18 protein-coding genes are annotated in these 23,309 nt (G+C 69.1%); 11 read left to right on the plus strand and 7 right to left on the minus strand.

The annotated features are described in order from the left end of the window. Positions 1-7: 7 nt before the first annotated feature. Positions 8-1,426 carry an HNH endonuclease signature motif containing protein gene (locus AC2YHB_RS10275; protein ID WP_179647321.1) on the minus strand — a complete coding sequence of 473 codons (1,419 nt, stop codon included), beginning with the start codon at positions 1,424-1,426 and terminating at the stop codon, positions 8-10. A 79-nt stretch (positions 1,427-1,505) separates the two neighbouring features. On the opposite strand from AC2YHB_RS10275, the gene AC2YHB_RS10280 reads away from it, so the two are divergent. After that, positions 1,506-2,450: an ADP-ribosylglycohydrolase family protein gene (locus tag AC2YHB_RS10280; protein WP_487353837.1), complete on the plus strand. Its 945-nt coding sequence runs from the start codon at positions 1,506-1,508 to the stop codon at positions 2,448-2,450. 21 nt (positions 2,451-2,471) lie between these two features. Here AC2YHB_RS10280 and AC2YHB_RS10285 read toward each other — a convergent pair whose 3' ends face one another. Further along, the gene (locus tag AC2YHB_RS10285) at positions 2,472-3,371 is read right to left on the minus strand and encodes a nuclease-related domain-containing protein (protein WP_179647319.1); all 900 of its coding nucleotides are present in this window, start codon (positions 3,369-3,371) and stop codon (positions 2,472-2,474) included. A 128-nt stretch (positions 3,372-3,499) separates the two neighbouring features. On the opposite strand from AC2YHB_RS10285, the gene AC2YHB_RS10290 reads away from it, so the two are divergent. The 3 genes from AC2YHB_RS10290 to AC2YHB_RS10300 all read left to right on the plus strand — a co-directional run bounded on the left by AC2YHB_RS10290 (position 3,500) and on the right by AC2YHB_RS10300 (position 7,360). After that, complete coding sequence (locus AC2YHB_RS10290) at positions 3,500-4,273, plus strand: DUF7669 domain-containing protein (RefSeq protein ID WP_179647318.1); 774 nt, start codon at positions 3,500-3,502, stop codon at positions 4,271-4,273. 463 nt (positions 4,274-4,736) lie between these two features. Beyond that, positions 4,737-5,840 (plus strand): PDDEXK family nuclease, encoded by a 1,104-nt coding sequence (locus AC2YHB_RS10295; protein ID WP_179647317.1) that lies wholly within the window; start codon positions 4,737-4,739, stop codon positions 5,838-5,840. 179 nt (positions 5,841-6,019) lie between these two features. After that, positions 6,020-7,360 carry an AlbA family DNA-binding domain-containing protein gene (locus AC2YHB_RS10300; RefSeq protein ID WP_179647316.1) on the plus strand — a complete coding sequence of 447 codons (1,341 nt, stop codon included), beginning with the start codon at positions 6,020-6,022 and terminating at the stop codon, positions 7,358-7,360. A 218-nt stretch (positions 7,361-7,578) separates the two neighbouring features. Here the strand turns inward: AC2YHB_RS10300 and AC2YHB_RS10305 are convergent, their stop codons facing one another. The 4 genes from AC2YHB_RS10305 to AC2YHB_RS10320 all read right to left on the minus strand — a co-directional run bounded on the left by AC2YHB_RS10305 (position 7,579) and on the right by AC2YHB_RS10320 (position 12,151). Beyond that, the gene (locus tag AC2YHB_RS10305; protein ID WP_487353838.1) at positions 7,579-9,429 is read right to left on the minus strand and encodes a hypothetical protein; all 1,851 of its coding nucleotides are present in this window, start codon (positions 9,427-9,429) and stop codon (positions 7,579-7,581) included. A gap of 151 nt (positions 9,430-9,580) precedes the next feature. Continuing rightward, complete coding sequence (locus tag AC2YHB_RS10310; RefSeq protein WP_179647314.1) at positions 9,581-10,816, minus strand: Fic family protein; 1,236 nt, start codon at positions 10,814-10,816, stop codon at positions 9,581-9,583. 292 nt (positions 10,817-11,108) lie between these two features. Continuing rightward, entirely contained in the window at positions 11,109-11,669 is a 561-nt protein-coding gene (locus AC2YHB_RS10315) for an SMI1/KNR4 family protein (protein ID WP_179647313.1), read from the minus strand. Positions 11,670-11,677: 8 nt separating this feature from the next. Continuing rightward, on the minus strand, positions 11,678-12,151 hold the full coding sequence (locus AC2YHB_RS10320) for a VOC family protein (protein ID WP_179647312.1): 474 nt from the start codon (positions 12,149-12,151) through the stop codon (positions 11,678-11,680). A 372-nt stretch (positions 12,152-12,523) separates the two neighbouring features. On the opposite strand from AC2YHB_RS10320, the gene AC2YHB_RS10325 reads away from it, so the two are divergent. The 6 genes from AC2YHB_RS10325 (at position 12,524) to AC2YHB_RS10350 (ending at position 21,039) form a co-directional block, all read left to right on the plus strand. Then, a complete protein-coding gene (locus AC2YHB_RS10325) occupies positions 12,524-14,014 on the plus strand; it encodes a DUF3375 domain-containing protein (RefSeq protein ID WP_036544712.1) in 1,491 nt (496 codons plus the stop codon). Beyond that, positions 14,011-14,739 (plus strand): DUF4194 domain-containing protein, encoded by a 729-nt coding sequence (locus tag AC2YHB_RS10330; protein WP_179647311.1) that lies wholly within the window; start codon positions 14,011-14,013, stop codon positions 14,737-14,739. Before AC2YHB_RS10325 ends, AC2YHB_RS10330 begins: the two co-directional genes overlap by 4 nt. Beyond that, positions 14,736-18,236: an ATP-binding protein gene (locus AC2YHB_RS10335; protein WP_308645432.1), complete on the plus strand. Its 3,501-nt coding sequence runs from the start codon at positions 14,736-14,738 to the stop codon at positions 18,234-18,236. Before AC2YHB_RS10330 ends, AC2YHB_RS10335 begins: the two co-directional genes overlap by 4 nt. Positions 18,237-18,345: 109 nt before the next feature. Continuing rightward, positions 18,346-18,558, plus strand: coding sequence for a hypervirulence associated TUDOR domain-containing protein (locus AC2YHB_RS10340; protein ID WP_179647310.1), 213 nt, complete (start codon positions 18,346-18,348; stop codon positions 18,556-18,558). A 3-nt stretch (positions 18,559-18,561) separates the two neighbouring features. Beyond that, a complete protein-coding gene (locus AC2YHB_RS10345) occupies positions 18,562-19,815 on the plus strand; it encodes an NAD(P)/FAD-dependent oxidoreductase (RefSeq protein ID WP_179647309.1) in 1,254 nt (417 codons plus the stop codon). A gap of 9 nt (positions 19,816-19,824) precedes the next feature. Continuing rightward, a complete protein-coding gene (locus tag AC2YHB_RS10350; RefSeq protein WP_179647308.1) occupies positions 19,825-21,039 on the plus strand; it encodes a cytochrome P450 in 1,215 nt (404 codons plus the stop codon). A gap of 37 nt (positions 21,040-21,076) precedes the next feature. On the opposite strand, the gene AC2YHB_RS10355 is transcribed toward AC2YHB_RS10350, so the two are convergent. Next, positions 21,077-21,721, minus strand: coding sequence for a TetR/AcrR family transcriptional regulator (locus tag AC2YHB_RS10355; protein WP_051932174.1), 645 nt, complete (start codon positions 21,719-21,721; stop codon positions 21,077-21,079). Between the two features lie 99 nt (positions 21,722-21,820). Here AC2YHB_RS10355 and AC2YHB_RS10360 point away from each other — a divergent pair, with 99 nt between their 5' ends. Then, positions 21,821-23,305 carry an aldehyde dehydrogenase family protein gene (locus AC2YHB_RS10360; RefSeq protein WP_308645431.1) on the plus strand — a complete coding sequence of 495 codons (1,485 nt, stop codon included), beginning with the start codon at positions 21,821-21,823 and terminating at the stop codon, positions 23,303-23,305. Positions 23,306-23,309: the final 4 nt, after the last annotated feature.

The following is a 23,309-nucleotide window of genomic DNA, read 5'->3' on the forward strand; positions in this document are numbered from 1 at the left end:
GCGGCTCTCACGCCACGAGTGGTGCACCGCGTGGACGGCCGTCGTGGTAGGTCATCCGGCCCTCGAGGGCCGTGAGGGTGAGGCGTGGTGGTCCGGTCCAGACGGGTTGTCGGGTGTGGGGGTCGATGTGGACCTGCCAGGGGGAGTGGTGGGTCAGCGTGTGGTGGTGGCGGCAGAGCAGGATGAGGTTGTCGAGGCTGGTGGCGCCGCCGTCGGCCCAGTGGACGACGTGGTGGGCGTCGCAGGCGAGCGGTAGGCGCGTGCAGCCGGGGAAGGCGCAGTGACGGTCGCGCAGCACGAGCGCTGCCCAGATCGCCGGGGTGACGAGCCGGTGGGCGCGGCCGACGTCGAGGACCTGCCCGTCGGTGCCGAGGACGGCCGGGAGGATGTGGGCGTCGCAGGCGAGGCGTCGTACGGCGGTGGCCGAGAGGCGGGTGCCGGTGTCGGTGCGGCCCTCGCGGGCGAGGCCGGCGTCGATCACCTGCTGGCGGAGGGAGTCGTGGTCGGTGGTGACGACGACCTTGACGGCTGATCCGTGGTCGCGGGGCAGCTCGTCGGCGTTGCGGAGCCGGACGCAGGCGTCGACGAGGGCGTCCCAGAGCCGGGCTCCGGCGTCGCGCGGGTCGCTGCCGTCGTGGGCGCAGCCGGGGGTGGGGCAGGGGACCTGGGTGCGGTTGCCGTCGGCATCGAACAGCGGGCCGTGGGGGTCGGAGGCGTGGCCGCCGCAGGCGCCGGGCTCGGTGGTCACGGGCGCGGAGAGCGGGAGCAGGGTGGCCTTGAGATGCTCGCCGTCCTCGCTGCTGCCGTAGCCCTTGAACCAGACGCCGCCGCGGCCGTCGTCGGTGATCGTGAGGTGGCGCTGGTGGTGGGCGCCGCGCTCGTCCTTGCTGCGCTGCTTCTCGGTGTCGAGGATCGCGGCGTCGGGGTCGAGCTCGCGGACGACCTCGGCGAACGAGCCCTGCAGGGCGGAGGCGTTGAGGGCGTCGTGGGTGGCGAGCTCGAGCATCCGGTCGGCGACGGCGGTGCGGAACTCGTGGACGCGAGGCAGGGTGTGGACCTGGCCGGCGATGGCGCGGGCCTGGGGGAGGGTGAGGCGGCCGTCCTCGAGGGCTGCCTGGAGCTGCGGGAGCTCGCGGAGCTGGGCGGCGGCGCGGACCAGCCCGCCGCCGGTGCCGTGGTGGCCGCCGAGGACGTGGGTGAGGAAGTCCTTGACCGAGGCCCAGCCGAGCTCGGCGACCGCGTTGGTGTCGGTGATCCGCTCCGCCGTACGCAGCATGGCGGCGTCGAGGAGGCCCTTGGCTGCGGCGACGGTCTCGGCGACCGCGACGGCCTCCGGCCCGTCGACCTCGTCCCACCGGGTCTGGGCCAGCTCCTGGGCGCGCTGGACCACGGCGGTGGCCGTGTCGAGCGCTCCGGGAGAAATCATGCGCTCAGTCTATCGAACACGTGTTCGAATGCAAGCCATGGCGGCGTGTTGTGGAGGAACCGCCTCGTACCCTGCCCTCATGCTCGACGACGCGCAGCTCGACCGTGCCTGCGGTGCCCTCCTCGGCTCGGCGGTCGGGGACGCCCTCGGCGCCGGCTACGAGTTCGGCAGCGCCCCGCTCGGACCGGAGGGGCCCGCGATGATCGGCGGCGGCCTCGGCGACTTCGCGCCGGGGGAGTGGACCGACGACACCACGATGGCCTGGTGCATCGCCGACGTCGCGGCGTCGGGGCTGGACCTGCGGTCGGAGGAGGGTCTGACGGGGATCGCGCAGCGGTTCCGGACCTGGTTCGAGACCGGGCCCGCCGACATCGGCATCCACACCCGCCGGCTGCTGGACGAGGTGGGTCCGTCGCCCTCCGGGAGCGCGTTGCTCGCGACGTCGTACGACCTGCACGAGCGGACCGGCCACACGGCCGGCAACGGCTCACTGATGCGTACGGCGCCGGTCGCTCTTCCGTACCTCGACTCGCCGTCGGCGGTCGCCGAGGCCGCGCTCGCCGTCAGCCGCCTGACCCACTACGACCCGCGGGCGGGGGAGGCGTGCGTGCTGTGGTCGCTCGTGATCCGGCACGCGATCGTCGAGGGCGAGCTCGACGTCCGGGCCGGCCTCGACCTGCTGTCGGCCGAGGCTGCTTCCTTCTGGTCCGCGCGGATCGAGGAGGCGGAGGCCTCCGACCCCGGGCGGTTCCGCCCGAACGGCTGGGTGGTCGCTGCCTTCCAGGCGGCTTGGTCGGCGATCGCACACACCGACGGGCTGGTGGCGGGTATCGGTGCCGCTATCGCCATCGGGGACGACACCGACACGGTGGCGGCGATCGCCGGTGCGCTGCTCGAAGCGCGGTGGGGCGCGTCTGCGGTGCCGGCCGAGTGGCGGGGGATGCTGCACGGGTACCCGGGGATCACCGGCGAGCGGCTGGTCGAGCTGGCAGCAGCGGCGGTTGGCTGCGGAACGACGAACTGAGCGCCCCGCCTCTCTAGGTCTCTAGGCGGGCGGAAGGGCGTCGGCGAGGCGAGCGTGGACCTCGGCGACCCTCGCCTCGTGGGGGCCATCGGCCGCGAGGCGCGGGTAGAGCTTCTTCGGCCACAGCACGTCGACTCCACGGATCGTGAAGCTGCCGCCGATCAGCGGCCAGTCGGCCTCGATGAAGCACAGGACGCCGGTGACCGGGAGGTCGTCGTCCACGAGGCGCCGTATGAGGTTGACCTGCTTCAGGACTCCGTCGACCAGCTTGGTCTGGTCACGGGACCCGACCATCAATCGCTCGACGCGCGGCCGGAGGATCCCGCCCTCCGCGCGCAGGGACGGGCGCTTGTCGACGTACCGCTTGGCGTCGACGACGTAGACGCCCGTCGGTGTGACCGCCACGTGGTCGAGGTTGGCGCGGGAGCCGGGGATACGCCGGTCGTGGAGTACTCGAAGCGTGGGAGAGGCGAGCTCATTCAGCCGACGCCCCAATCGCTCCTCGCCGAGCGCCCCGGTGTCCCAAGCGGCGGTGGACTGCGGGTCGTCGCTCAGTGCCAGGATGAGGCCGCCGAGTTTGGGATGCTTGGCACGGATCCGCTCCTGTCGCGTCGCCCGGCGTCGTTGGTGCACGCGCCGGGCCGACGCGCCAGCCGTGCCTGGATCAACGGCGTTGTCCGTCGATCCAGTGTCCTGTCGCTCAGGCAGCGCAGTCCCGGCCGGGCTGGGCCCAGCTCCATGGGCTGCCGCCGTGCGGCGGATCTCACCCAGCGGCTCGGCGGTTGCGCAGCCGAGGCAACGAACGGTTCTGGTCGCACGTTCGTAGATGGCGGCGGAGCCAGCGTCCAGCGCACTGCCACAGACTCGGCATGTCCCGGCGTAGCGGAGTCGCATCCGCTTCTCGTCGGGGTGTTCCAGCATGCAGAGACGTTAGCCCGCGAACAGCGCCATCGCTGGGGATCGAGCGAGGTGGTCAAAGACAGCGGAAGGGTGCCGCACCTGGGCAACTTCAAGAGACGTCTGTCGGGGAGTCGTGCGAGGCTGCGAAGGTGGACGATGCAACCAAGTTGAGCGTGTGGGACCGCCTCCGTGAATACGCCGACACTCAGTCCGGGACATTCAGCTCTCGGGAGGCGATTTCGTGGTTCCGACGGTATGCCCCTGGTCAGGCGGTCGACGGCACTATTCGCGCCCACATTCGTGGGGCGTGCTGGAACGTGGAGAACAGGTCCCAGTTCGCAACTCGCGATCCGTTTCTCACGCGCGTCGGTCACGGCGTCTTCAGGCGAGCAACTTCAGAGGAGATTGCTGAGTCGGGGGCAAGCCGACTGGCACCTCAGCCGGACAGTCGGACTCCGGAGTATTCAGAAGCCGCGACGGCGGCTGGCCCGGAGTTCGAGTGGTACACCGAGGCGCATACCCAGCATCTGCTCGTCGAATGGCTGACAGTTCAGGGCTGGACGATCCTTCGTGCCGCAGACACGACCGCACGCGAACACGGAGTGGATGTTGTCGCTGAGAGAGCCGGTGAGCGGCTCGGGGTTGAGGTCAAGGGCTACCCGTCACGGTTCTACGTGACCGGCCCGAGGAAGGGCCGGCTGAAGTCCACTACCCCGGCGAACCAGGCTCCCAAGTGGTTTGCTCACGCCCTGGTGCCTGCGATGAAGTTGCGTACTCGAGAGCCCGCGACGAGGTCGGTGATGTGCTTTCCGGACTTTCAGACGTACCGGAGGTTGTGGTCTGAGACGGCCCCATCAATCACCGCCGCCGGCATCGAGGTCTGGGTAGTCGGTCCGCAAGGGTCTGTTGAGGTTCTCGGCTAGATCTGGCGCATGTGGCGAAAGGACGCTCCGGCTCCCGCGCCAGGTCGGGGGCCATCTCCGAACGAGACACGAGGGTTAGGGCCCGGTGTCCGGGCTAGGTGCGTCCTGATCCGGAGAAGAGGTGGCGCCGTCCGACATCCCGTCAAGGAAGGACTGCATTCGATCGAGCAACACCTGCTGCCGCCATTCGATCAGTGGCCCCCAACCGATGCTCCAGATAAGCAGAAAGCCGATAGTTGCAAGCACGGACTTCCGTGCATGTCGGCGTGCACTGAGTCGCCAGACCCACGATTGCCAGCCCAGGTGGCCTCCTTACGCGATGAACTGACAGGCTTTCAGAGTCCTCCGACACAAACGGACCGCGCACTTACTCGCACAGGATGGTCACGAAGGGCTCACTCGACGGCTCATCTTCGGGTTGAGTAAAGACCGATCGCGCGTCGCACGTCTGAAGGGAAACGCCATGGGCAGGCCCATCCTGGTCCGCAACGACAACACTCGCTGGCGCGAGCCTGAGGTGACCGCCTATGCGAACGAGGCCGCTTTGCAGCAGCTAGTCGCCGAGTCGCCTGACCTGCTGACGGGGCAAGACCTCGCGACGGTCGATGAATTCTGGATCCCGGAAATCGGTTACATCGACATCGTTGGAGTCGGTGCCGATGGATCGATAACCGTGGTCGAGTGCAAGCTGCGAGCAAACCCAGAGATCAGACGCGAGGTCGTCGGTCAGGTCTTGGCATACGCAGGCGGGCTCTGGCAGATGAGTTATGACGACTTCGCGAGCACGTGGGCCGCCCGTGCCGGTCGCCCGCTCACTGCCCATGTTGCTGACAAGGCTGGCGCCGCTGACGCGGACCAGGTGCGAGCCGGCGTTGAGGCGAATCTGCGATCCGGGGAGTTCACCTTGGTGATCGTCGTGGATGAGATCACAAGCGAACTCAAGCGGATCATCGAGTGGCTCAACGTCATGACCAAGACAGAGGTGTCCGTCCTTGCCTTGGAGCTGCAGTACCTGAAGGAAGGGAACACAGAGATCTTGGTGCCGCGCCTCTATGGAGATGCACTCGCAAGCGCAAAGCGCTCTTCACCGTCCGCGTCCGGCGCGAAGTGGAATGCCGGCACCTTCGCAGCCGCAGTCGAGGATCTCGGTGAGAAGGCCAGAACCGCTGTGGCCGATCTGATGGCTCACGGAGAGGCACATGGTGTTCATCCGTGGTGGGGCGTCGGCCAGACGCCTGGCATGTCGTGGTACTACCAGGTGGGGCCAGCAAAGGTCAGCCTCTTCCAGATCTACCTACGCCCCACCGGCGCTGTCGTCGCGGCCAGTGTTGGTGGTCTGTTCGGAGCGACGGGCCTCGGCCGACCCACAGCCCTGCAGATGCTCGAACTGCTCAAGGCAATACCGGAAATCGAAGCGCACGTCGCTCACGTAACCCCAGAGGAACTCAACCGCTTCCCAAGCATCCCGGTCACAGGGGTGTTGGACGATGAAGCGGTGCGACGAGCGTTCCTCAACGTGATCGACGAGGTCCGGCAGCACCCTCGCCTTCCGGCCAGCGTCAGCTAGACCGCGGCGGATAAACGCACCCGGCGCAGCACCAGGGAGGTGACACTTACCAGTTCGTCCCGTGCGGGTCACGCTGGATCTGATGGCGGAGTCGTTGGGGCCGTGATTCAGAACGGGTAGTCGACGCCGGCCGTGCCGGACCGCTGTGCAATGTCGGGGGTGTGCGCCACTATCGATGCATGCCTGCAGCCTTTTCGTCACGGCTCGAGTCCGTCTTCGGCGTGCGCATCGACCAAGTGGAGGTCAACCACATACACGGACTGGTGACTAACGGTGTCAGCGAGGAGTTCGACCTGGACTTCAAGCGTGACCTTTACGGTCGATCCGATGCGGCGAAGCGTGAACTCGCCGGTGACGTGGCAGCTCTCGCGAACACGGCCGGTGGAGTGATCCTTATCGGGGTTGATGAAGACGACCACGCGCGAGCCAGTGCCGCCCCGGGCGTCGATGTGTCCGACGACGAGCGGGCACGAATGTTGCAGGTCGTTGCCGCTGGTGTTGCCCCGATGCCACCACTCGACATCCGAGCGATCGTCGGCCCGGGATCGAAGGGGCCGGGGTACTTCACCATTGTGGTGTCCCGCTCGACGCGGGCACCGCACGCAGTGATCGTGAACGATGGATACCGATTCCCGGTGCGCAATGGTGCGACGACGAGGTATTTGAGTGAGCCAGAGATTGCTGCGGCGTACCGCGCGAGGCACACGGGCGAAGTCGAACGAGACGAGCGGCTGGACGTCGTGGATCTGGAGGCAAGGAACAAGCTCAACCAGGCCCAAGGACCGTGGCTCGTCGTATCGCTGGTACCCGACCTACCCGGTGCGCTCGAGGTGACAAGCGCTGCCCACCAGGAGTTCAGCCAACGACACCAAAGCAAGGACGCTGGGATGTTCCTCCGAATGGGTGTCAGCTACCACCGGATTCGAACCGGACGGCGACGCCTAATCGCCGACGGCGGAGTCCACGGCGAGGACAGGGCGACGTACTGCCTCTTGGAGTGCCATTCGGACGGCTGCGCTGTTGCCGCGGTTGAAGTCCTCGACTGGAACACCCGCCGAGAGCCGGACACTGACGGGAAACCTCAACTCGTCCTTGATGAAGCCGTTGTGGCCGGCGTCCTCACGGGTCTCTTGCGGACTGCGCAACACGCTGTGCGCGCAGGAGCTGGCGGAAATGCCATGGTTCGCGCGTCCGTCGTGCCCACGAATGACCATGCCTACGAGATTGGCCACAACCGAAGCTTTGGCCTTGGCGACTCGAGAAGTAGCGCACCACTCGGGTCTGTCGCCATCGCGGAGACCGTCGTGGCACTGGCCGAGGCCAGTGTCGAAGGCCCCGAGCTAGTCCAGTCCGCAGCTAGGCTGGTCGACGAACTTGGGCAGAGCTTCGGCTTTCCTGAGATGGGCCAGATCAGCCGTGACGGCCAGATCCGCATCCGCTATTGGGGGCGCACGTGGGCGGACGCCATCAAGGCATGGGCTGATCGGTGCGACGTCACGGTGACGACCGAAACGCTCTAGGGTCGAGTTGCGCGACCTCTTTAACGTGCGGCCCTACGGGCGCTTCGCGGGCGACGGCCTAGCTGTCCCGCCGGTACGTCCACCTGAGTGGAGTTGAGGCCGCGGGCTCGCCCGAATTCGCATCAAACCGGGCGCCGAGTCGCGGCGCAATGGGACGCTGCGGCTTCGCGACGTCCGACGTGGCCGCGTCGCGGACCTGACGCATCGGTTGTTAGCCATCAGGCGTCAGGCGGACGGTCAGCCTGCCCTGGGAGGTGGCGATGGCGGTATCTCCAATCGCCCGGAGTCGATGCTGGTTCCAAGGCGGATACGACGCCACCAACTTCGAATCGGCACACGCGCCACTCGCGCTCTTCGGCGGTACGGCCACGCGGGCGGTATGTTTCGGCCCTGCCGTCGGACCACCTAGCGATTACTTCAGGTTTGGCTTCAGTGATCGTGGCGACATCATTCGAATACAACTTCGCGACGACCTCGATCGGGGGCAGCGATTCTGGGAATAGTCTAACCACCTCCGGCCCCCCGCTATACGCGTCGCCTTCCAGGAACCCGTGAGGAGTGGCGAGGTTCTGCCACGACACAATAGCGCCAGACGAGAATCGGACATGAAGGTCAAGATCGTACACTCGCGGATCCCAACGCAACTCGATCTCGGATGGGATATCGGTCTGAGTTGAATCTTCCGGAAGCAATCGTTCGATCTCTGCACGGAAGGATCTGGCCTCGTTCGGGCGATCTGGGCGTACATTCTCGAAAACTGATGTCCGAGATCGGTCTGCCGATGGCACCCTGTCACGCACAGTCCTTCCAAGGGGCCCGTGCCCGACTAGCAGGACGGTCGCTTCGGGAAGGCCAGCCGCATACTTCGCCAGGACAGCTCCATGACGCCCAGCGGCACCTCGGCGGTACTGCTTCACTTCAATGGCAAGGACGGTGGTCATTCTGCCGCCCGGGTCCCGCCTGACGATCCTATAGTCCGGCTGAATTCCACCGACCCGCTCAAGCGAGATCTGGTCAACGAGATCTGTGCGCATCTCGCACCACAGTTCGTACGGCCCTCCTGTCGCCATCACGTCCGCGAGAAGGGTCGCCTTGAACGGGAACGCTAGGACGCCGTCCTTCACGTGGAAGGTAGCGCGATCGACGGCCAACGCGGCGTCAATCTGCGTCGACACCCAGGCGGAATACAGTTCGTGCCGCTTTCCCCAGGTTGGCAACGAGAGCAGATCGGTCACTTCCGTCACCGCCTGCTCCATCTCGGCGGCGGATTCGAACCAGTCGAGCCAGCGGTCCAACTCCGTTAACACACCTAGCTCCGCCGAACCTCGGCGTACCGCATCGGCCAGCCCATGCAGGCTCGCCGTTGTCATTAACGGCCAGTAATCATGTGCCGCCTGGGCCATATCGGCGGCGATTGTGCGCTCCACGCCTTGCACGTCGCGCCACGCTGTCACGGCGCCGCGGGTGGCTCCGAATCGTGCAAGGACCGCCATCACACTGTCAACGACGCGCAAGCCACGCGCAATCACGGCGTCAGCGTCGGGATTTCCAGTGGAGGCGCAACGTGGAGCGCCTTTGTTGAACGGCCAGTCGTCGGGCCTCTCCCCGAAGATCGCCGCGACCCTGTCCCAATCTCCGAACTTCCGGGCGGGACTGTCAAACGCGTGGTCGGCGGGAAATCCAACGCCGCCTCCCGATGTCACGACTCGGGAGGCCGACTCCGCTTGTTCACGGAAACTGGACAAGAGGAGGTCGAACGGGTCGTGCTCGTCGAACTCGTACACAATCCGTAGATTCTCGTCACTTGCCGATTGTGCTTCGACCTTCGCGTACAAACCAAGCAAGTCTCGAAGCATGCCGCTGAACGACTGAAGCTCCGGAAAGATCGCACGAAGAAGATCCCGGGGCGTCCACTCGACTCTATGCATTGCGCGAGCCAGGTCTCTGGTCCGAGACGGTCCGAGGTGCTGACGGATGGCGTCCGCGAGATCCCGGTCGTAGTCCTCCGGGCGTACGACGCCAGCGTTAAGCCAAGCCTTCCACAGTTCAGCGGCCGTCTGGCAGACCACAGCCCATCCTTCCCGTCACAGTTTGCCGCGTCTCGCTGAGCAACACCTACGTATCTCTCGCACGATTCTTTCTTCCGAAGGGTTTGGCGCGCGGTGACATGTCGTGACCCACTTCGTTCCACGACACGCAGGGACTGCGGCGGGTGGCGACCTATCTCAGGTACCCGCTGAGGAGGCCAGCCCAGAGCTCCGAGGCGTCTCGAAGGGAAACCCGCTGAATATTGCTCCCGCGACGAAGCATCGCCCGATCCTCGTCCGCGATGATGCAGATCTCGTCGTGGAATTCGGGAAGTCCATGAACGCGCCTGCGAAAGGGCTTCGGGGCCTTCGGATCAGGATCGCGCTCGGAGAGGAAAAGAGCCGGAAAGACCTGGTCCTTCTCGAGTCGCCCATACATGCGATCCGTTACGTGGCCCGTCCAGACAAGGAGGTCTCGCCGTGCGTCACCATTTGACACGCGCGCAATCCACCCATTGCCACTACTACTTCTACCGCGCAAAAATTCGAAGTCACTTGGTCCTACTGAGCCAATCACTTCGAATTTTATCCGCGATATTCGCAGGTGCGCGGATACTTCGTGGAGGAAGCGATCCAAGGTCGTCGACCAGCGCTTGTGAATACTGTCTTCGCGAATTCGAAGATCCTTTTGAAACAACTCCCAACCGAAGTTTGGCTTCTCCATGATCTTCAGTTGTCGATCGAGCGCCCTCGCAAATACTTGCATTAAAGGGACGATGTCGCCGGCGTCGTCGCTTGCCGATAACGCTGAAAGGTACTTGCCGCGATCCGAGGAGGACTTAACAATAAGCGGAGGGTACGAACCAAATCCGAGGGTGTAGTTCGCCAACAGTCGCGCGATTCGCCCATTTCCGTCGTCGAAGGGATGAATATGAGTGAACCAGGCGTGTGTGACGGCGGCGCGCCAGACAAGCGGGGCATCGGAGTATCGGAACCATTCAACGAGCATGTTCATTGCGCCAGGAACGTCCACCGGAGGAGTGGGGACGTGCGTTGAACCCTCGATGCTGTTCAAATGAACTTTGTAGCGCCCGGCGGAGTGGTGGCCAGCGAGGATCAAGCCATGCATGTCCCTGACGTCCGCTTCTGCAAGTGGCCTGTCGGGCTCTTGAATGTACTGGTCCACCAAGATACGCGCGGCCGCCAATCCGACGACATCTTGCACCTTAGGATCGTCTGTGAGGCTTTCGTGTAGCGTGTAGCGAGCAATTGCGGCGTCGGCGTCGAACAAATGCCGGTCGTTGAGAATGCCGAATGTCTCCTCTAGGGTCGCAAGCTTTCCCTCGATCGCGTTGCTTTCGTAGATCTCTTGCGCGCGACTTGCTCGGTTGAGACTTCCGGCGAGGTGCTGAGCGATGGCCTTGCGCACGACCAAACATCGTTCTTCAAGGCCAGCAAGCTTCGGGCCTAACGCTTGAAGGCGTGCGACAGTTGTGTCGTCAGGCTGAACCGAGTAGGGAGACCCGTCCAAGAAGCCCCACTCTGTCATTGCGATGCTCCCTGCAGTCAGAGCCCCGGCGCATACGGGACCGGTCGGCGATTGTGGCAGCCTAGTTGTGTGCTTCGGGCGTGTTTGCGACTTTGCACAAGTCGGTCGCTCGTACCCCGCCTAGCCCGCGTCCTTCTTGGCGGAGTGACGCGGCGCCGGCGACAAGCGACCCTCAGAACTCGACCGAACCATTGAACCGCCGCCAGACCTCCATCTCATTGGGCGCCGCCTCGTACGGCCCCCACCCCTCCTGCGACGCCCAGGCGATACACGTCTCGACCATCGCCTCGATCGAGTCGTAGTAGACGTCGATCCCCTGGAAGTACGAGATCACCGGGTGCGGTACGGCGGACGTCAGCCGCTGCGGCCCGCAGGCAACCACGAGGACCGACCCCTCGAAGGACGCGAACGGCGCCACGACCCGGCCGTCGACGGACTCGCACCAGTCGTAGACCTCCAGCAACCGGTCCCGCTCCTCGACGACCCGCGCGAGCGGGAGGAGCGACTCGTCGCGGAAGCGCATACGAGGGGCAGTGCCGAACTCGTCGATGACGCCGGCGCTCCACCCGTACAGCTCCCGGTACGACGCCGGCAGCACCACGCCCAGCGCGGCCTCGACCTCGTCCAGCTCACCAGAGGTGGCGCCCGGGAGGAGGTTGGGCCGGACGTCGTACCCACGCAGGGCGTAGGCATCGGCCAGCACCTCCAGGCGCGCCGCCAGGGACGAGCTCATGGGCAGGATCATGCCCCGTCGTACGCCGCCTGGATCTCGGCCACGTCGATCTTGCCCATCTTCAGCATGGCCTGGGCGACGCGGAAGTTGGCCTCGGTCGAGTAGTCGCCGGACAGCTCCTCGAGCTCGCGTGGGATCAACTGCCAGGAGACGCCGTACTTGTCCTTGCACCAGCCGCAGGCGCCGGGTTCGCCGCCGTCGGCGGTGAGGAGGTCCCAGTAGTGGTCGACCTCCTCCTGGCCCTCGACGGAGAGGTAGAAGGAGAAGGCCTCGTTGAGGTGGAAGACCGGGCCGGCGTTGAGGCCGATGACGGGGTGGCCGGCGACGATGAACTCGACGACGTCGGCGACGCGGTCGTCGGGGGAGGTGCGGGCGGTGACCACGCGGGTGACGGTGGAGCCGGGGATGTGCTCGGCGTAGAAGTGGGCGGCCTCGACGGCCTTGTCGTTGCCGAACCAGAGGTGGGTGCGTACGGAAGTCATGCCCGGGCTGACCGGTGGCAGGTGCCGGAGTCATCGGTGGGAGCGGGGTCTGGCGGGGCGGATCTTCACCTGAAATGGCGACGCAGCCGCCGTGGGCAGCGAACTAGCGTCGCCAGCGGTTGGGAACCGCGCGAGGCGGAGGGGAGCAGTCCTCGGCACTGATGCGCGGTCAGTGACCGGATGACGGGCGGAGCTCGTCGGCATCCGAGCTCGACTCGTGGTGCGTTGCCGACGGGCTCCGCCGCGTTCTGCGCTGCCCCGAGCGCGCGTCGTCCGGCACCGTGACACTCCGGCGCGCCCCTCGGTGCAGCTCACGCCCCACCCCTCTGGGACACTGGCTCCTCATTTCGGCCCCACGGGGGAGGAGGAGTCGTGAGCGAGATCGCCGGGGAGCTCGCCCGGGTGAAGGGCGCCTTCGCGCAGCCCACGCTCACCCTGCTCCACCAGCGCCAGGCGGCGGTGGTGATCACGATCTTCCGGGCGGCGTTCGGGCGCAACAACAAGCCGATCGCGACCGCCCGGCTGCACACGCAGGTCGAGCAGCATCTCGCCGCCATCCGGGAGGCGGGGGAGACCGAGGTCCCCAACGGCAGCGGCAAGGACATCTGCCAGCGCTGGATGCGCGGGCAGTGGCTGGTGCGCTCGCTCGACGAGCAGGGCAACGAGGTCTACTCACTGACCTCGCACGCGCAGCAGGCGCTCGAGCTGGTCAAGAACCTCGCCCGCGACCGGGCCACGCTCAGCGAGCACCGGATCGCCACGATCCTCGGGACGGTCCGGCGCTTCAACTCCGAGGCCAACCCCGACCGCGGCGCCCGGGTGACCCTGCTCAACGACGAGATCGCGCGGCTCAAGGCCGAGCGCGACCGGCTCGTCGACGGCGCCGACATGGTCAGCGCCACCGAGGACTACATGGTCGAGGGCTTCACCGAGCTGCTCTCCCTGATCTCCGCCCTGCCCAGTGACTTCGCGCGGGTCGAGGAGCGCTTCGCCACGATCCGGGCCGAGATCCTCGCGGCCTTCCGGGCCGAGGACCGGCCGGCCGGCGAGGTGATCGACGAGTACCTCGCGCGCGCCGACGCCCTGATGACCGCCACCCACGAGGGGCGGGCGTTCGAGGGCGCCTTCGCGCTGTTGCGTGACGACGCGCTCGTGACCCAGCTGCGCGAGGACCTCACCGCGCTGCTGGAGCACCCGCTGGCCGACGGCATCCTCGGCGACGCCGACCGTGCGGAGCTGCGGGGGACCGTGCGGCTGGTGCGCGACGGCCTCGACCGGGTGCTCGCCCAGCGCAGCCGGGTGACGGCGACGCTGAAGGAGTACATCGTCTCCCACGACGCCGCCCGCGACCGCGAGCTGGAGCAGACGCTGCGGCAGGTGGAGTCCGAGCTGATGACCTGGATGGCCGAGACCGGACCACGCGCCACCCACGACGTCCCGCTGCTCCCGAGCCGGGTCGGCGTCGACCATCTCCGCGAGCGCTTCCACGACCCCGCCGACGACGTGCTGCCCGACCGGATCAGCGCCGCCGACCCCGCCGACGCGCCCGGGCTGTCGCTGGCCGCGCTGATGGCGCAGGGTGGGCCGCAGCTCGGGTCGCTGCGCCAGCGGCTCGACGACGCGCTGCGCGACCTGCTGCCCGCGGCCTCCCTCGGCGAGCTCTTCGACTCCCTCGAGCCGTCCCTGCGCCGGCCGGTGGAGATCTTCGGCCTGCTGCACCTGGCGGCCAACCGCGACCTGCGGACCGAGGACGCGCTCGAGTCCTTCGTCGCCGTACGCCCCGACGGCACGGAGCGCACCTTCGCCGTACCGCGCATGCCGCTGCCCGACCCCGACCTGGACCGCGAGGAGGCTCGCTCGTGAGCATCGACACCGACGTCGACGAGGTCGTCGACACCGGGTACGACGACGTGGAGGACTTCGAGGCCGACTCGGTCTCGCTCTTCGAGGGCGACGAGGGCGGCCTGGAGTACGCCCAGCGCCAGGCCCTGGTCTCCTTGCTCAAGCAGCGCTTCATCAGCGCCCGCACGCACCCGCGCGACTGGCAGGTGCTGGTCGAGAACGAGCGGGTCTTCCGCTCCCGCCTCAACGACCTCTTCCTCGACCTCCAGGTCGACCGCGCCCGCGAGGTCGCGTGGAAGCGGCAGGCGCAGGCCGAGGGCGGCGGCCGCTTCCCGACCCTGCTCCACGACACCGCGTGGTCGCGCGAGGAGACCCTCGTGCTCGTCCACCTGCGCGACCGGCTGCGGGCCGGCCTCGCCGGCGGCGACGCCCGTGTGTACGTCGACCGGGACGACCTGCTCGACTACGTCGCCAGCTACCGCCCCACCCACGCCACCGACGAGTCGGGTGACGAGAAGCGCGCCCGCAACGCGGTCGTCAGCGTGGCCAAGGCCGGCCTGCTGATCGCCACCGCGGCCGAGGACCGGTTCGAGATCAGCGAGGCCGTCGAGCCGCTGCTGCCGCTGGAGCTGCTGCAGGAGCTGCTCGAGGCGCTGCAGAAGGCCAACGGGACGGAGCCGGAGGCGGCCGACGCGGCCCCCGACGCCGACCTGTTCGAGGCCGACACCCAGGAGGACGCCGAGTGAGCATCGACGAAGGCCTCGAGACGACGGTGGACGACCTCGTCGACCACCAGGACGAGACGGACGGCCTCTTCGAGAAGCAGGTCGTCGCGACCCCCGCCGACGACACGGTCCAGTGGCGCGCCTCGCTGCTGCAGCTGGTCAACTGGGGCGGCTTCGGCGGCCTGACGACGGTCCCGCTCGCGGGCGACGCGACGATGATCTCCGGCGCCTCCGGCGTCGGCAAGAGCACCATCCTCGACGCCTACACGGCGCTGATGATGCCGTCCGACACCAAGTTCAACGGCGCCTCCAACGACGCCGTCGCCGGCCGCGCGCGCAGCATCGGGCAGCGCAACCTGCTGTCCTACCTGCGCGGCGCCGTCGACGTCGTCGACGACCCGAAGACCGGCCGGCCGGTCGAGAAGCTGCTGCGCGGCAAGGGCGCCGACACGTGGGGCGCGGTCGCGATGACCTTCGTCAGTGACCAGGGCGGCCGGTTCACGGCGCTGCGCACCTACTACGTCCCGCGCCGGGCCGCGCGCTCCAGCGACGTGCTCATGCAGATGTGGACCCACGAGGGCACCCTCCCGCTGGAGAAGCTCGAGGCCGCCGTACCGGAGAAGTTCCACGCCAACACCCTCAAGAAGCTCTTCCCGGGCGTGCGCGTGCACCGCACCTACGCCGAGTTCTCGGCCGTCCTCCACGCCCGGCTCGGCATCGGCGCCAACGGCGACGGCGGCAAGGCGCTGCGCCTGCTGGCGCGGATCCAGGCGGGCAACCAGGTCCGCAGCGTCGACGAGCTCTACAAGGACATGGTCCTGGAGCGTCCGGCGACCTATGCCGCCGCCGACCGCGCGATCGAGCACTTCGACGACCTCGACGCCGCGCACGCGGCGATGCGCACCGAGCAGCAGAAGCTGGAGCTGCTCGAGCCGATCACCGACATGCACGAGCGCCGTACGACGGCCGCGCGGCGTCTCGAGGAGCTGGACTCCTACGGCATCACGCAGTCCGGCGACGAGACCCCGCTGCGCTACTGGCTGTTGCGCACGCACCTGCGCCTGATCGAGTCCGCGGTGGCGGCCAACCGCGACGCGCGCGCGGCGACCGTGCAGGCGCTGGCCTCCGCCCAGGCCGCGGAGCTGCAGCTCGCCGGCGACCTGGACGCCGCGAAGGACGCCCACCGCGCCGCCGGTGGTGGCGACCTGCAGGCGCTGGCCTCGCTGGCCGAGGCCGAGCGCAACCTCCGCGAGGAGCGGGCGAGCCGGCTGGCCGAGCTCGAGGAGCGGGTCTACCCGCTCGTCGGGCTGACCGACGCCGACGCCCCCGACCTGGAGTCGGCGCTCGAGGACGCCGGTGCGTTCACGGTGCTGCAGGAGCAGGCCCGCGAGCGGCTCCGGTCGGGCGAGAAGGAGCGCGACCGGATCGCCGCCGAGCGGGAGAAGGTGCTGCGCGAGCAGCAGTTCCCGCTGACGCAGGAGCAGGGGGTGCTCCGGCAGGAGCGGGCCTCGCTCGAGAGCCGCGCGGGCCGCGTGCCGTCGTACCTCCACGACCTGCGCACGGCCGTCGCCCGGGCCAGTGGCATGTCCGTCGAGGAGCTGCCCTTCGTCGCCGAGCTGATCGACGTCGCGCCCGAGGAGGCGCGCTGGCGCACGGCCATCGAGACCGTCCTCGGCGGCAGCGCGCGGATGATGCTGGTGCCGCTGGAGCGGCTCCACGACTTCTCCACGGCGATCGACGAGCTGCGGCTGCCCGCGCGGCTGACCTTCCAGGGCGTCGAGCTGGACCTGCCGGAGACCGGTCCGTCGGACCCCGAGCGGATCGCCGGCAAGCTGCTCTTCAAGGACTCGCCCTTCGCCGGCTGGGTGCAGCAGCACGTCGAGGAGCCGTCGCGCAACGCGCTCTGCGTGGACAGCGCCGCCGACCTCGACGGACCCGGCTTCCGGGTGAGCGTCGCCGGCCAGACCCGCAATGGCCGTCGGGGCGCGCACGGACGCAGCGACCAGCGCAACATCATCGGCTTCTCCAGCGAGGACGCGATCGCGGAGATCGACGCCCAGCTGGCCGGGCTGGAGCGCCGGCTCGGCGAGATCGACGGCAGGCTCGAGGAACTCAAGCGCCGCAGCAGCCTGATCGAGCTGCAGCGCAAGGCCTACGAGGCGATCGTGATGGTGCGCTTCGACGACGTCGACGTGGCCGGCAGCGACCGGCGGATCGCCGGCCTGGAGGAGCGCCGGTCGGCGATCCTCGCGTCCGACGACCGCCTGCAGGTGCTGCAGGCGCAGATCGACGACCTGCAGGAGCAGCTCGGCCAGGCCCGCAAGGAGCGGTTCTCGCTCGAGCAGCGCCGCGACCAGCTCAACGCCGACCACGGCGAGCTGACCGACGCCGAGGACATCGTCAAGGACCGCGTCTGGGCCGTCGAGGACGCCGGTGTCGTGGTCCTCAGCGAGGAGCAGGACGCCGCGCTGGGCGCGGACTTCGCCGCCGCGGCCGCGCCGGCGGACCCCGAGGACCTCGACCGCTTCCTGGAGAACTCCCAGCGCCTCGGCGAGCGGCTGCGCACCGCCCTCGCCGACGCCGACGCGGAGATCAAGCGCTGCGACGAGGACCTCGCGCACATCTTCCGCAGCTACAAGTTCGCCTGGGACTCGCCCAACCTCGGCGCGACCGCGGACTCCTACCCCGACTACGCCCGGATCCTCGACGACATCCGCGGCAAGGGCCTCGCCGACCGCCACTCCGAGTGGCGCCGCCGGCTGACCGAGTGGAGCGGCCAGGACCTGGTGCCGCTGCTGCAGGCGATGTCCGCGTCGGTGGAGGAGATCGAGGACCGCCTCGAGCCGATCAACGCGATCCTGCGGCGCCTGGAGTTCGGTGCGTCCGGCGACCGGCTGCGGATCCGGCTGCGCCGGCTCGCGCCCGCCCACGTCCAGGTGTTCCTGAAGGACCTGCGCGCGCTGTCCTCCGGCACGACGACCGAGCTGAAGGAGGAGGACCTCGAGAAGCGGTTCACCGAGCTCAGCCGGTTCATGAGGCAGCTGCGCCGCGCCGACCACGCGGGCGACGGGCCGACCGAACGCGACCGCCTGCTCGACGTACGCCGCCACGTCGAGATCAGCGCCGAGCGCTACGACTACCTCAGCGGCGAGGTGCGCGCGACGTACCGGACGCTGGGGGAGAAGTCCGGTGGCGAGAGCCAGGAGCTGGTGGCGTTCATCGTCGGCTCCGCGCTGCGCTTCCGGCTCGGCGACGAGATGCGCTCGCGGCCCCGGTTCGCGCCGGTCTTCCTCGACGAGGGCTTCGTCAAGGCCGACTCGGAGTTCGCCGGCCGGGCCGTGCAGGCGTGGCGGGGCCTCGGGTTCCAGCTGATCATCGGCGTCCCGCTCGACAAGGTGACCGGCCTCGAGCCGCACATGGACGAGCTGCTCGCGATCACCAAGAACGCCCAGACCCACCAGGCGTGGATCACGCCGATCACCGACGCCGAGCCGGCGCAGGAGAGCACCGCCTCCTGACCCATCCGGACCACCGCCCGCGCCGAACCACAGGTGACGGCGGGTGGCTCCGGCATGTCCGGGGTACCGCCCCCTCGACGGCACGGGACCGAATCGGGACGGAGCGGTGATGACCACGGAGTTCCACAAGGGCGACCGGGTGACCTGGCAGAGCCACGGCGGCACGGCGGAGGGCAAGGTCCTGCGCAAGATCACCGAGGACACCGAGCTGGCGGGCCGAACGGTGCGGGCGAGCAGGGACGCGCCGCAGTACCTGGTGCGCAGCACCGAGAGCGGTGGCGAGGCCGTGCACAAGCCGTCGGCCTTGAAGCGGAAGGGCTGAGGCGTGGTCCCCACCGGGTCCGACGTGGTCGTCGTCGGCGCGGGCCTCGCCGGCCTCGCCGCGGCGACGCGGCTCAGCGACGCGGGGCTCGACGTCGTGGTGCTCGAGGCGAGCGACGGCGTCGGCGGCCGGATGCGCACCGACCGCGTCGACGGGTTCCTCCTCGACCGCGGCTTCCAGGTGCTCAACACCGCCTATCCGGCGGTACGACGCCTGCTCGACCTCGACGCGCTCGACCTCCGGTGCTTCGACCGTGCCGCGCTTGTCCACGTGGACGGGGCGAACCACCGGATCGGCGACCCGCGCCGCGAGCTGATGGCCCTGCCCAAGGCGCTGACCGCGCCGGTCGGCGGGATCCGGGCCAAGGCGGCGCTGGCGGGCTACGCGGGCGTCGTCACCCTTGCCCCCGCCGCCAGGCTCAAGGGCCGGGAGGACCGCACGGCGGCCGAGCACTGGGCGGCGATGGGCCTCGACGACACCGCGGTGGAGCGGGTGCTGCGGCCCTTCTTCAGCGGTGTCCTCCTCGAGCAGGAGATGACGACCTCGTCCCGCTTCGTCGACCTCATGCTGCGGATGTTCGCCCGGGGCGACTCGACGGTGCCGGCCGGGGGGATGCAGCAGGTCCCCGAGCAGCTCGCCGGCCGGTTGACGACGGGCAGCGTCCACCTCGGCGTCGAGGTCACGGAGGTCCGCGCCGACGGCGTGACGACGACCGCCGGCCCGGTGGCGGCGCGCGCAGTGGTGGTCGCGACGGACGCCGACGCGGCCGACCGCCTCCTCGGCGGCACGCTGGGGCCGACGGCCTGGAAGGGCGTCACCACGATCTACCACGCGGTGCCGGAGGCACCGCTGGACAAGCCGACGCTCCTGCTCGACCCGGGCGACAGCCCGGTCAACAACACCGTCGTGGTCTCGGCCGCCGCGCCGTCGTACGCACCCGAGGGGCGGGCGCTGGTGGCCACCTCGCTGGTGCACAGCGGCCGCGACTCGTTCGACGAGGCGTCCGTGCGTGCCCACCTCGGCGTCCTCTACGACACCTCCACGACCGGATGGGAGCACCTCGCGACGTACGACGTCCCGCGGTCCCTGCCCGCGATGCCGGCGCCGCACCGCTTCCGCAAGCCGGTCCGCGTCGACGGGCTCTACGTCTGCGGCGACCACCGCGACACCAGCTCGATCCAGGGTGCCCTCGTCTCGGGTGGGCGTGCCGCGCGGGCGGTCCTGGCCGACCTGACAGGAGCGGCTCCGACGCGGTAGGGATGTCCTGTGAGAGCCGTCCGCACGCCCGAGGTCGACCAGCTCCTGCACGAGCTCACCCAGCCCGAGGGCCGCGAGAACCCCTACCCGCGCTTCGACGCGCTGCGGCGCACCGCCCCGGTGGTGCTGGCCGAGGACGGCGCCCTCGTGCTCACCCGGTACGCCGAGTGCCACGCCGTGCTGCACGACCACAGCCTCGGACGGCCGGACAACGAGGAGTTCTTCACCGCCCTCGGCCTCGGCAATTGGAAGGACCTGCCGGCGCTGTGGACGCTCAACAGCAGCATGCTGCTGGCGAACCCGCCGCGGCACACCCGCCTGCGGCGGCTGGTCAGCCGGTCGTTCACGGCGCGACGGGTGCAGGCGCTCAAGGAGTCGGTCGCCGCGCTCGTCGACGACCTCGTCGAGGGGCTCGCGGACGGTGGTGACTTCGTCGAGAAGCTCGCGTTCCCGCTGCCCGTCGCGGTCATCGGCGAGCTCCTGGGTGTGCCCGAGGCGGACCGGCCCGGCTTCCAGCCGCTCGTGCGCGACTGGACGCGGATCCTCGACGTCTTCGACCTGGACGCGCTCGCCCTGGCCAACGAGGCCGCCACGTCGCTGCGGGCCTATCTCGGCGATCTCGTCGACGAGCGCCGCCGTGCCCCGCAGGACGACCTGCTCAGCGCGCTCGTCACGGAGCCCGGTGGTGACGGCGAGGTGCTCGACCGGGAGGAGGCCGTGACCATGGCAGCGCTCCTCTTCTCCGCGGGCTTCGAGACCACGACCCACCTGCTCGGCAACGGGCTGGTCGCGCTGCTCGAGCACCCGGACCAGGCCGCGCTGGTGCGCGAGGACCCCGCCGTCGTCGCCACGGCCGCGGAGGAGCTGGTCCGCTTCGACAGCTCCGTCCAGATCACCAACCGGGTCGCCCTCGCGGACACCGAGGTCGCCGGCGTCCCCGTCGCGGCCGGGGACCGTCTCGTCTGCTACCTCGGCGCGGCCAACCGCGACCCCGACAAGTTCACCGACCCGGACCGCCTCGACGTCACCCGCAACGAGGGTGGACCGCTGTCCTTCGGCGGTGGCATCCACTACTGCCTCGGCGCCCCGCTCGCGCGCCTCGAGGTGCAGCTGGCCCTGCCGCGGCTGCTGGCGCGCCACCCCCACCTCCGCCTCGACGGTACGCCGCAGCGTCGCGAGGGACTCACGCTGCGGGGCTACCTGAGCCTGCCGGTCGCCGTCTGACCCGAGCCGGTGGATTTGCGCTCAGGCGCAACAAAGGTCAGCTCTTCGGAGGGGATGTCGGCGCGTCGGCGGGTGCCTTCGGGGTGATGCGGGCGCCGGTCGCGGAGAAGGCGTAGCTGGCCAGCTGCTGCTCGGCGCGCTCGAGGGTGATCGACGAGTTGTGCGCGAGCAGGTGCAGGCCGAGCGCGTCCTCGAGGGTGACGAAGTTGCGGGCGATCACGTCGGCGGAGTCGGTGAGGGTGAACTCGCCGAGCGCCGCGCCCACCTCGAGGACGGAGGTGTAGAGCGAGACCTCGCGGTCGAAGAGCAGGGTCATCAGCGTGGCGTGCATCGGGCTGCGGCTCGCGCTGACCGAGATCTCGTCGAGGACCTGGCTGAGCAGCAGGTCCTTCCCGCGGGGGAGGCCGGAGTGCATGAGGCGGGCGAGCTTCTCGGCGGGGGCGAGGTCGCCCTCGATGTCGCGCTGCCGGGACCAGTAGTAGCGGTCGGTCGCGGCCTGGTGTGCGGCCTCGATGAGCCCCTCGAACTCGGGGTAGTAGTAGGCGACCAGGCGGGGGGAGATGCCCGCGGTCTCGGCGATGTTCTTCATCGTCGCCCCGGCCAGGCCGTGCGTCGCGATCGTCTCGAGGGTCGCCGAGATGAGGTGCTCGCGCCGGGCGGCCTGGTCCTTGCGTCGTGCCATGCGCCCACCGTAACGCCTGTGTGAATTCCGGCGCCCGGTCATTGACACGCGATGTGCGCTGGGTCATATTTGCGGTGCAGCGCAAAGAAAGGATCACTCGTGCGCACTCACCAGGACTGGATCGCGGAGGCCGCCAAGGCCACGCTCCACACCCGCCCGTTCATCGGCGGCGGCTTCGTCGAGGCAGGGGAGGAGACCTTCGAGAACCGCAACCCGGCCAACGGCGCGCTGCTGGCCCAGGTCGCCGACGCCGGGGAGGCCGGTGTCGACCGGGCCGTCCGCGCCGCCCGCGCCACCTTCGAGGCCGGGACCTGGAGCCGCGCCGGGGTCGCTGAGCGCCGCGCGAAGATGCTGCGCTTCGCCGACCTGCTGGCCGAGCACGCCGCCGAGCTCGCGGTGCTCGACTCGCTCGACATGGGCAAGCGGGTCGTCGACGCGCACGACCTCGACCTTCCGTTCTCGGTCAACCTGTTCCGCTACTACGCCGAGGCGATCGACAAGGTCAACGACGAGGTCGCGCCCACCCCGCCGGGCACCACCGCGCTGATCCGCCGCGTCCCGCTCGGCGTCGTCGGCGCGGTCGTGCCGTGGAACTACCCCGTCGACATGCTCGCCTGGAAGGTCGCCCCGGCGATGGCCGCCGGCAACAGCGTCGTGCTCAAGCCCGCCGAGCAGTCGCCGTCGTCGGCGCTGCGGATCGCCGAGCTCGCCGCCGAGGCCGGCATCCCCGACGGTGTCCTCAACGTGGTCCCCGGGCTCGGCGAGACCACGGGCCGGGCACTGGGCCTGCACCCCGACGTCGACGTGCTCGCCTTCACCGGCTCCACCGAGGTCGGCCGCTACTTCCTGCAGTACGCCGGCCAGTCGAACCTCAAGCAGGTCTGGCTCGAGTGCGGCGGCAAGAGCCCGCACCTCGTCTTCGCCGACGCCGACGACCTGGCAGCCGCCGCGAAGGCGACCGCCTTCGGCATCTGGTTCAACCAGGGCGCCGTGTGCTCCGCCCACTCGCGCGTCCTCGTCCAGCGCGAGGTGCACGAGGAGTTCGTCGCGTTGGTCGCCGCCGAGGCTGCGGCGTACACGCCGGGGGACCCGCTGGACCCGGCCGCCGGCATGGGCGCGGTCGTCTCGCCGGAGCAGACCGACGGCATCATGCGCTTCATCGACGGCGCCCGTGCCGCGGGCTCGCGCCTGGTGACGGGCGGGGAGCGGATCACCCGCGACGGCAGCGACTGCTACGTCCAGCCCACCGTCTTCGACGGCGTCGACCCGGCCTCCGAGCTCGCGCGCGAGGAGGTCTTCGGCCCGGTCCTCGCGATCACCCCGTTCGACAGCGAGGACGAGGCGGTCGCGCTCGCCAACGGCACCGCCTACGGCCTCGCCGCCTCGGTCGCCACCGGCAGCCTGCGTCGCGCGCACCGCCTCGCCGACCGGATCCACGCCGGCACGGTCACCGTCAACGGCGTCGACGCCTTCAGCGCGTGGACGCCCTTCGGAGGGTTCAAGGGCTCCGGCTTCGGTCGCGACCTGTCCCTCCACGCCCTCGACAAGTACGTCGGTCTCAAGACCGTCTGGATCAACCACTGAATCC

The organism is Nocardioides sp. SRI_004 (assembly GCF_057586415.1).

What these genes read in the sequence shown, in the direction of transcription:
- AC2YHB_RS10275 (WP_179647321.1), bottom strand. Translation starts at nt 1,426, where the DNA reads ATGATTTCTCCCGGAGCGCTCGACACGGCCACCGCCGTGGTCCAGCGC.
- AC2YHB_RS10340 (WP_179647310.1), top strand. Translation starts at nt 18,346, where the DNA reads ATGACCACGGAGTTCCACAAGGGCGACCGGGTGACCTGGCAGAGCCAC.
- AC2YHB_RS10315 (WP_179647313.1), bottom strand. Translation starts at nt 11,669, where the DNA reads ATGAGCTCGTCCCTGGCGGCGCGCCTGGAGGTGCTGGCCGATGCCTAC.
- AC2YHB_RS10285 (WP_179647319.1), bottom strand. Translation starts at nt 3,371, where the DNA reads ATGCTGGAACACCCCGACGAGAAGCGGATGCGACTCCGCTACGCCGGG.
- AC2YHB_RS10320 (WP_179647312.1), bottom strand. Translation starts at nt 12,151, where the DNA reads ATGACTTCCGTACGCACCCACCTCTGGTTCGGCAACGACAAGGCCGTC.
- AC2YHB_RS10280 (WP_487353837.1), top strand. Translation starts at nt 1,506, where the DNA reads ATGCTCGACGACGCGCAGCTCGACCGTGCCTGCGGTGCCCTCCTCGGC.
- AC2YHB_RS10295 (WP_179647317.1), top strand. Translation starts at nt 4,737, where the DNA reads ATGGGCAGGCCCATCCTGGTCCGCAACGACAACACTCGCTGGCGCGAG.
- AC2YHB_RS10355 (WP_051932174.1), bottom strand. Translation starts at nt 21,721, where the DNA reads ATGGCACGACGCAAGGACCAGGCCGCCCGGCGCGAGCACCTCATCTCG.
- AC2YHB_RS10300 (WP_179647316.1), top strand. Translation starts at nt 6,020, where the DNA reads ATGCCTGCAGCCTTTTCGTCACGGCTCGAGTCCGTCTTCGGCGTGCGC.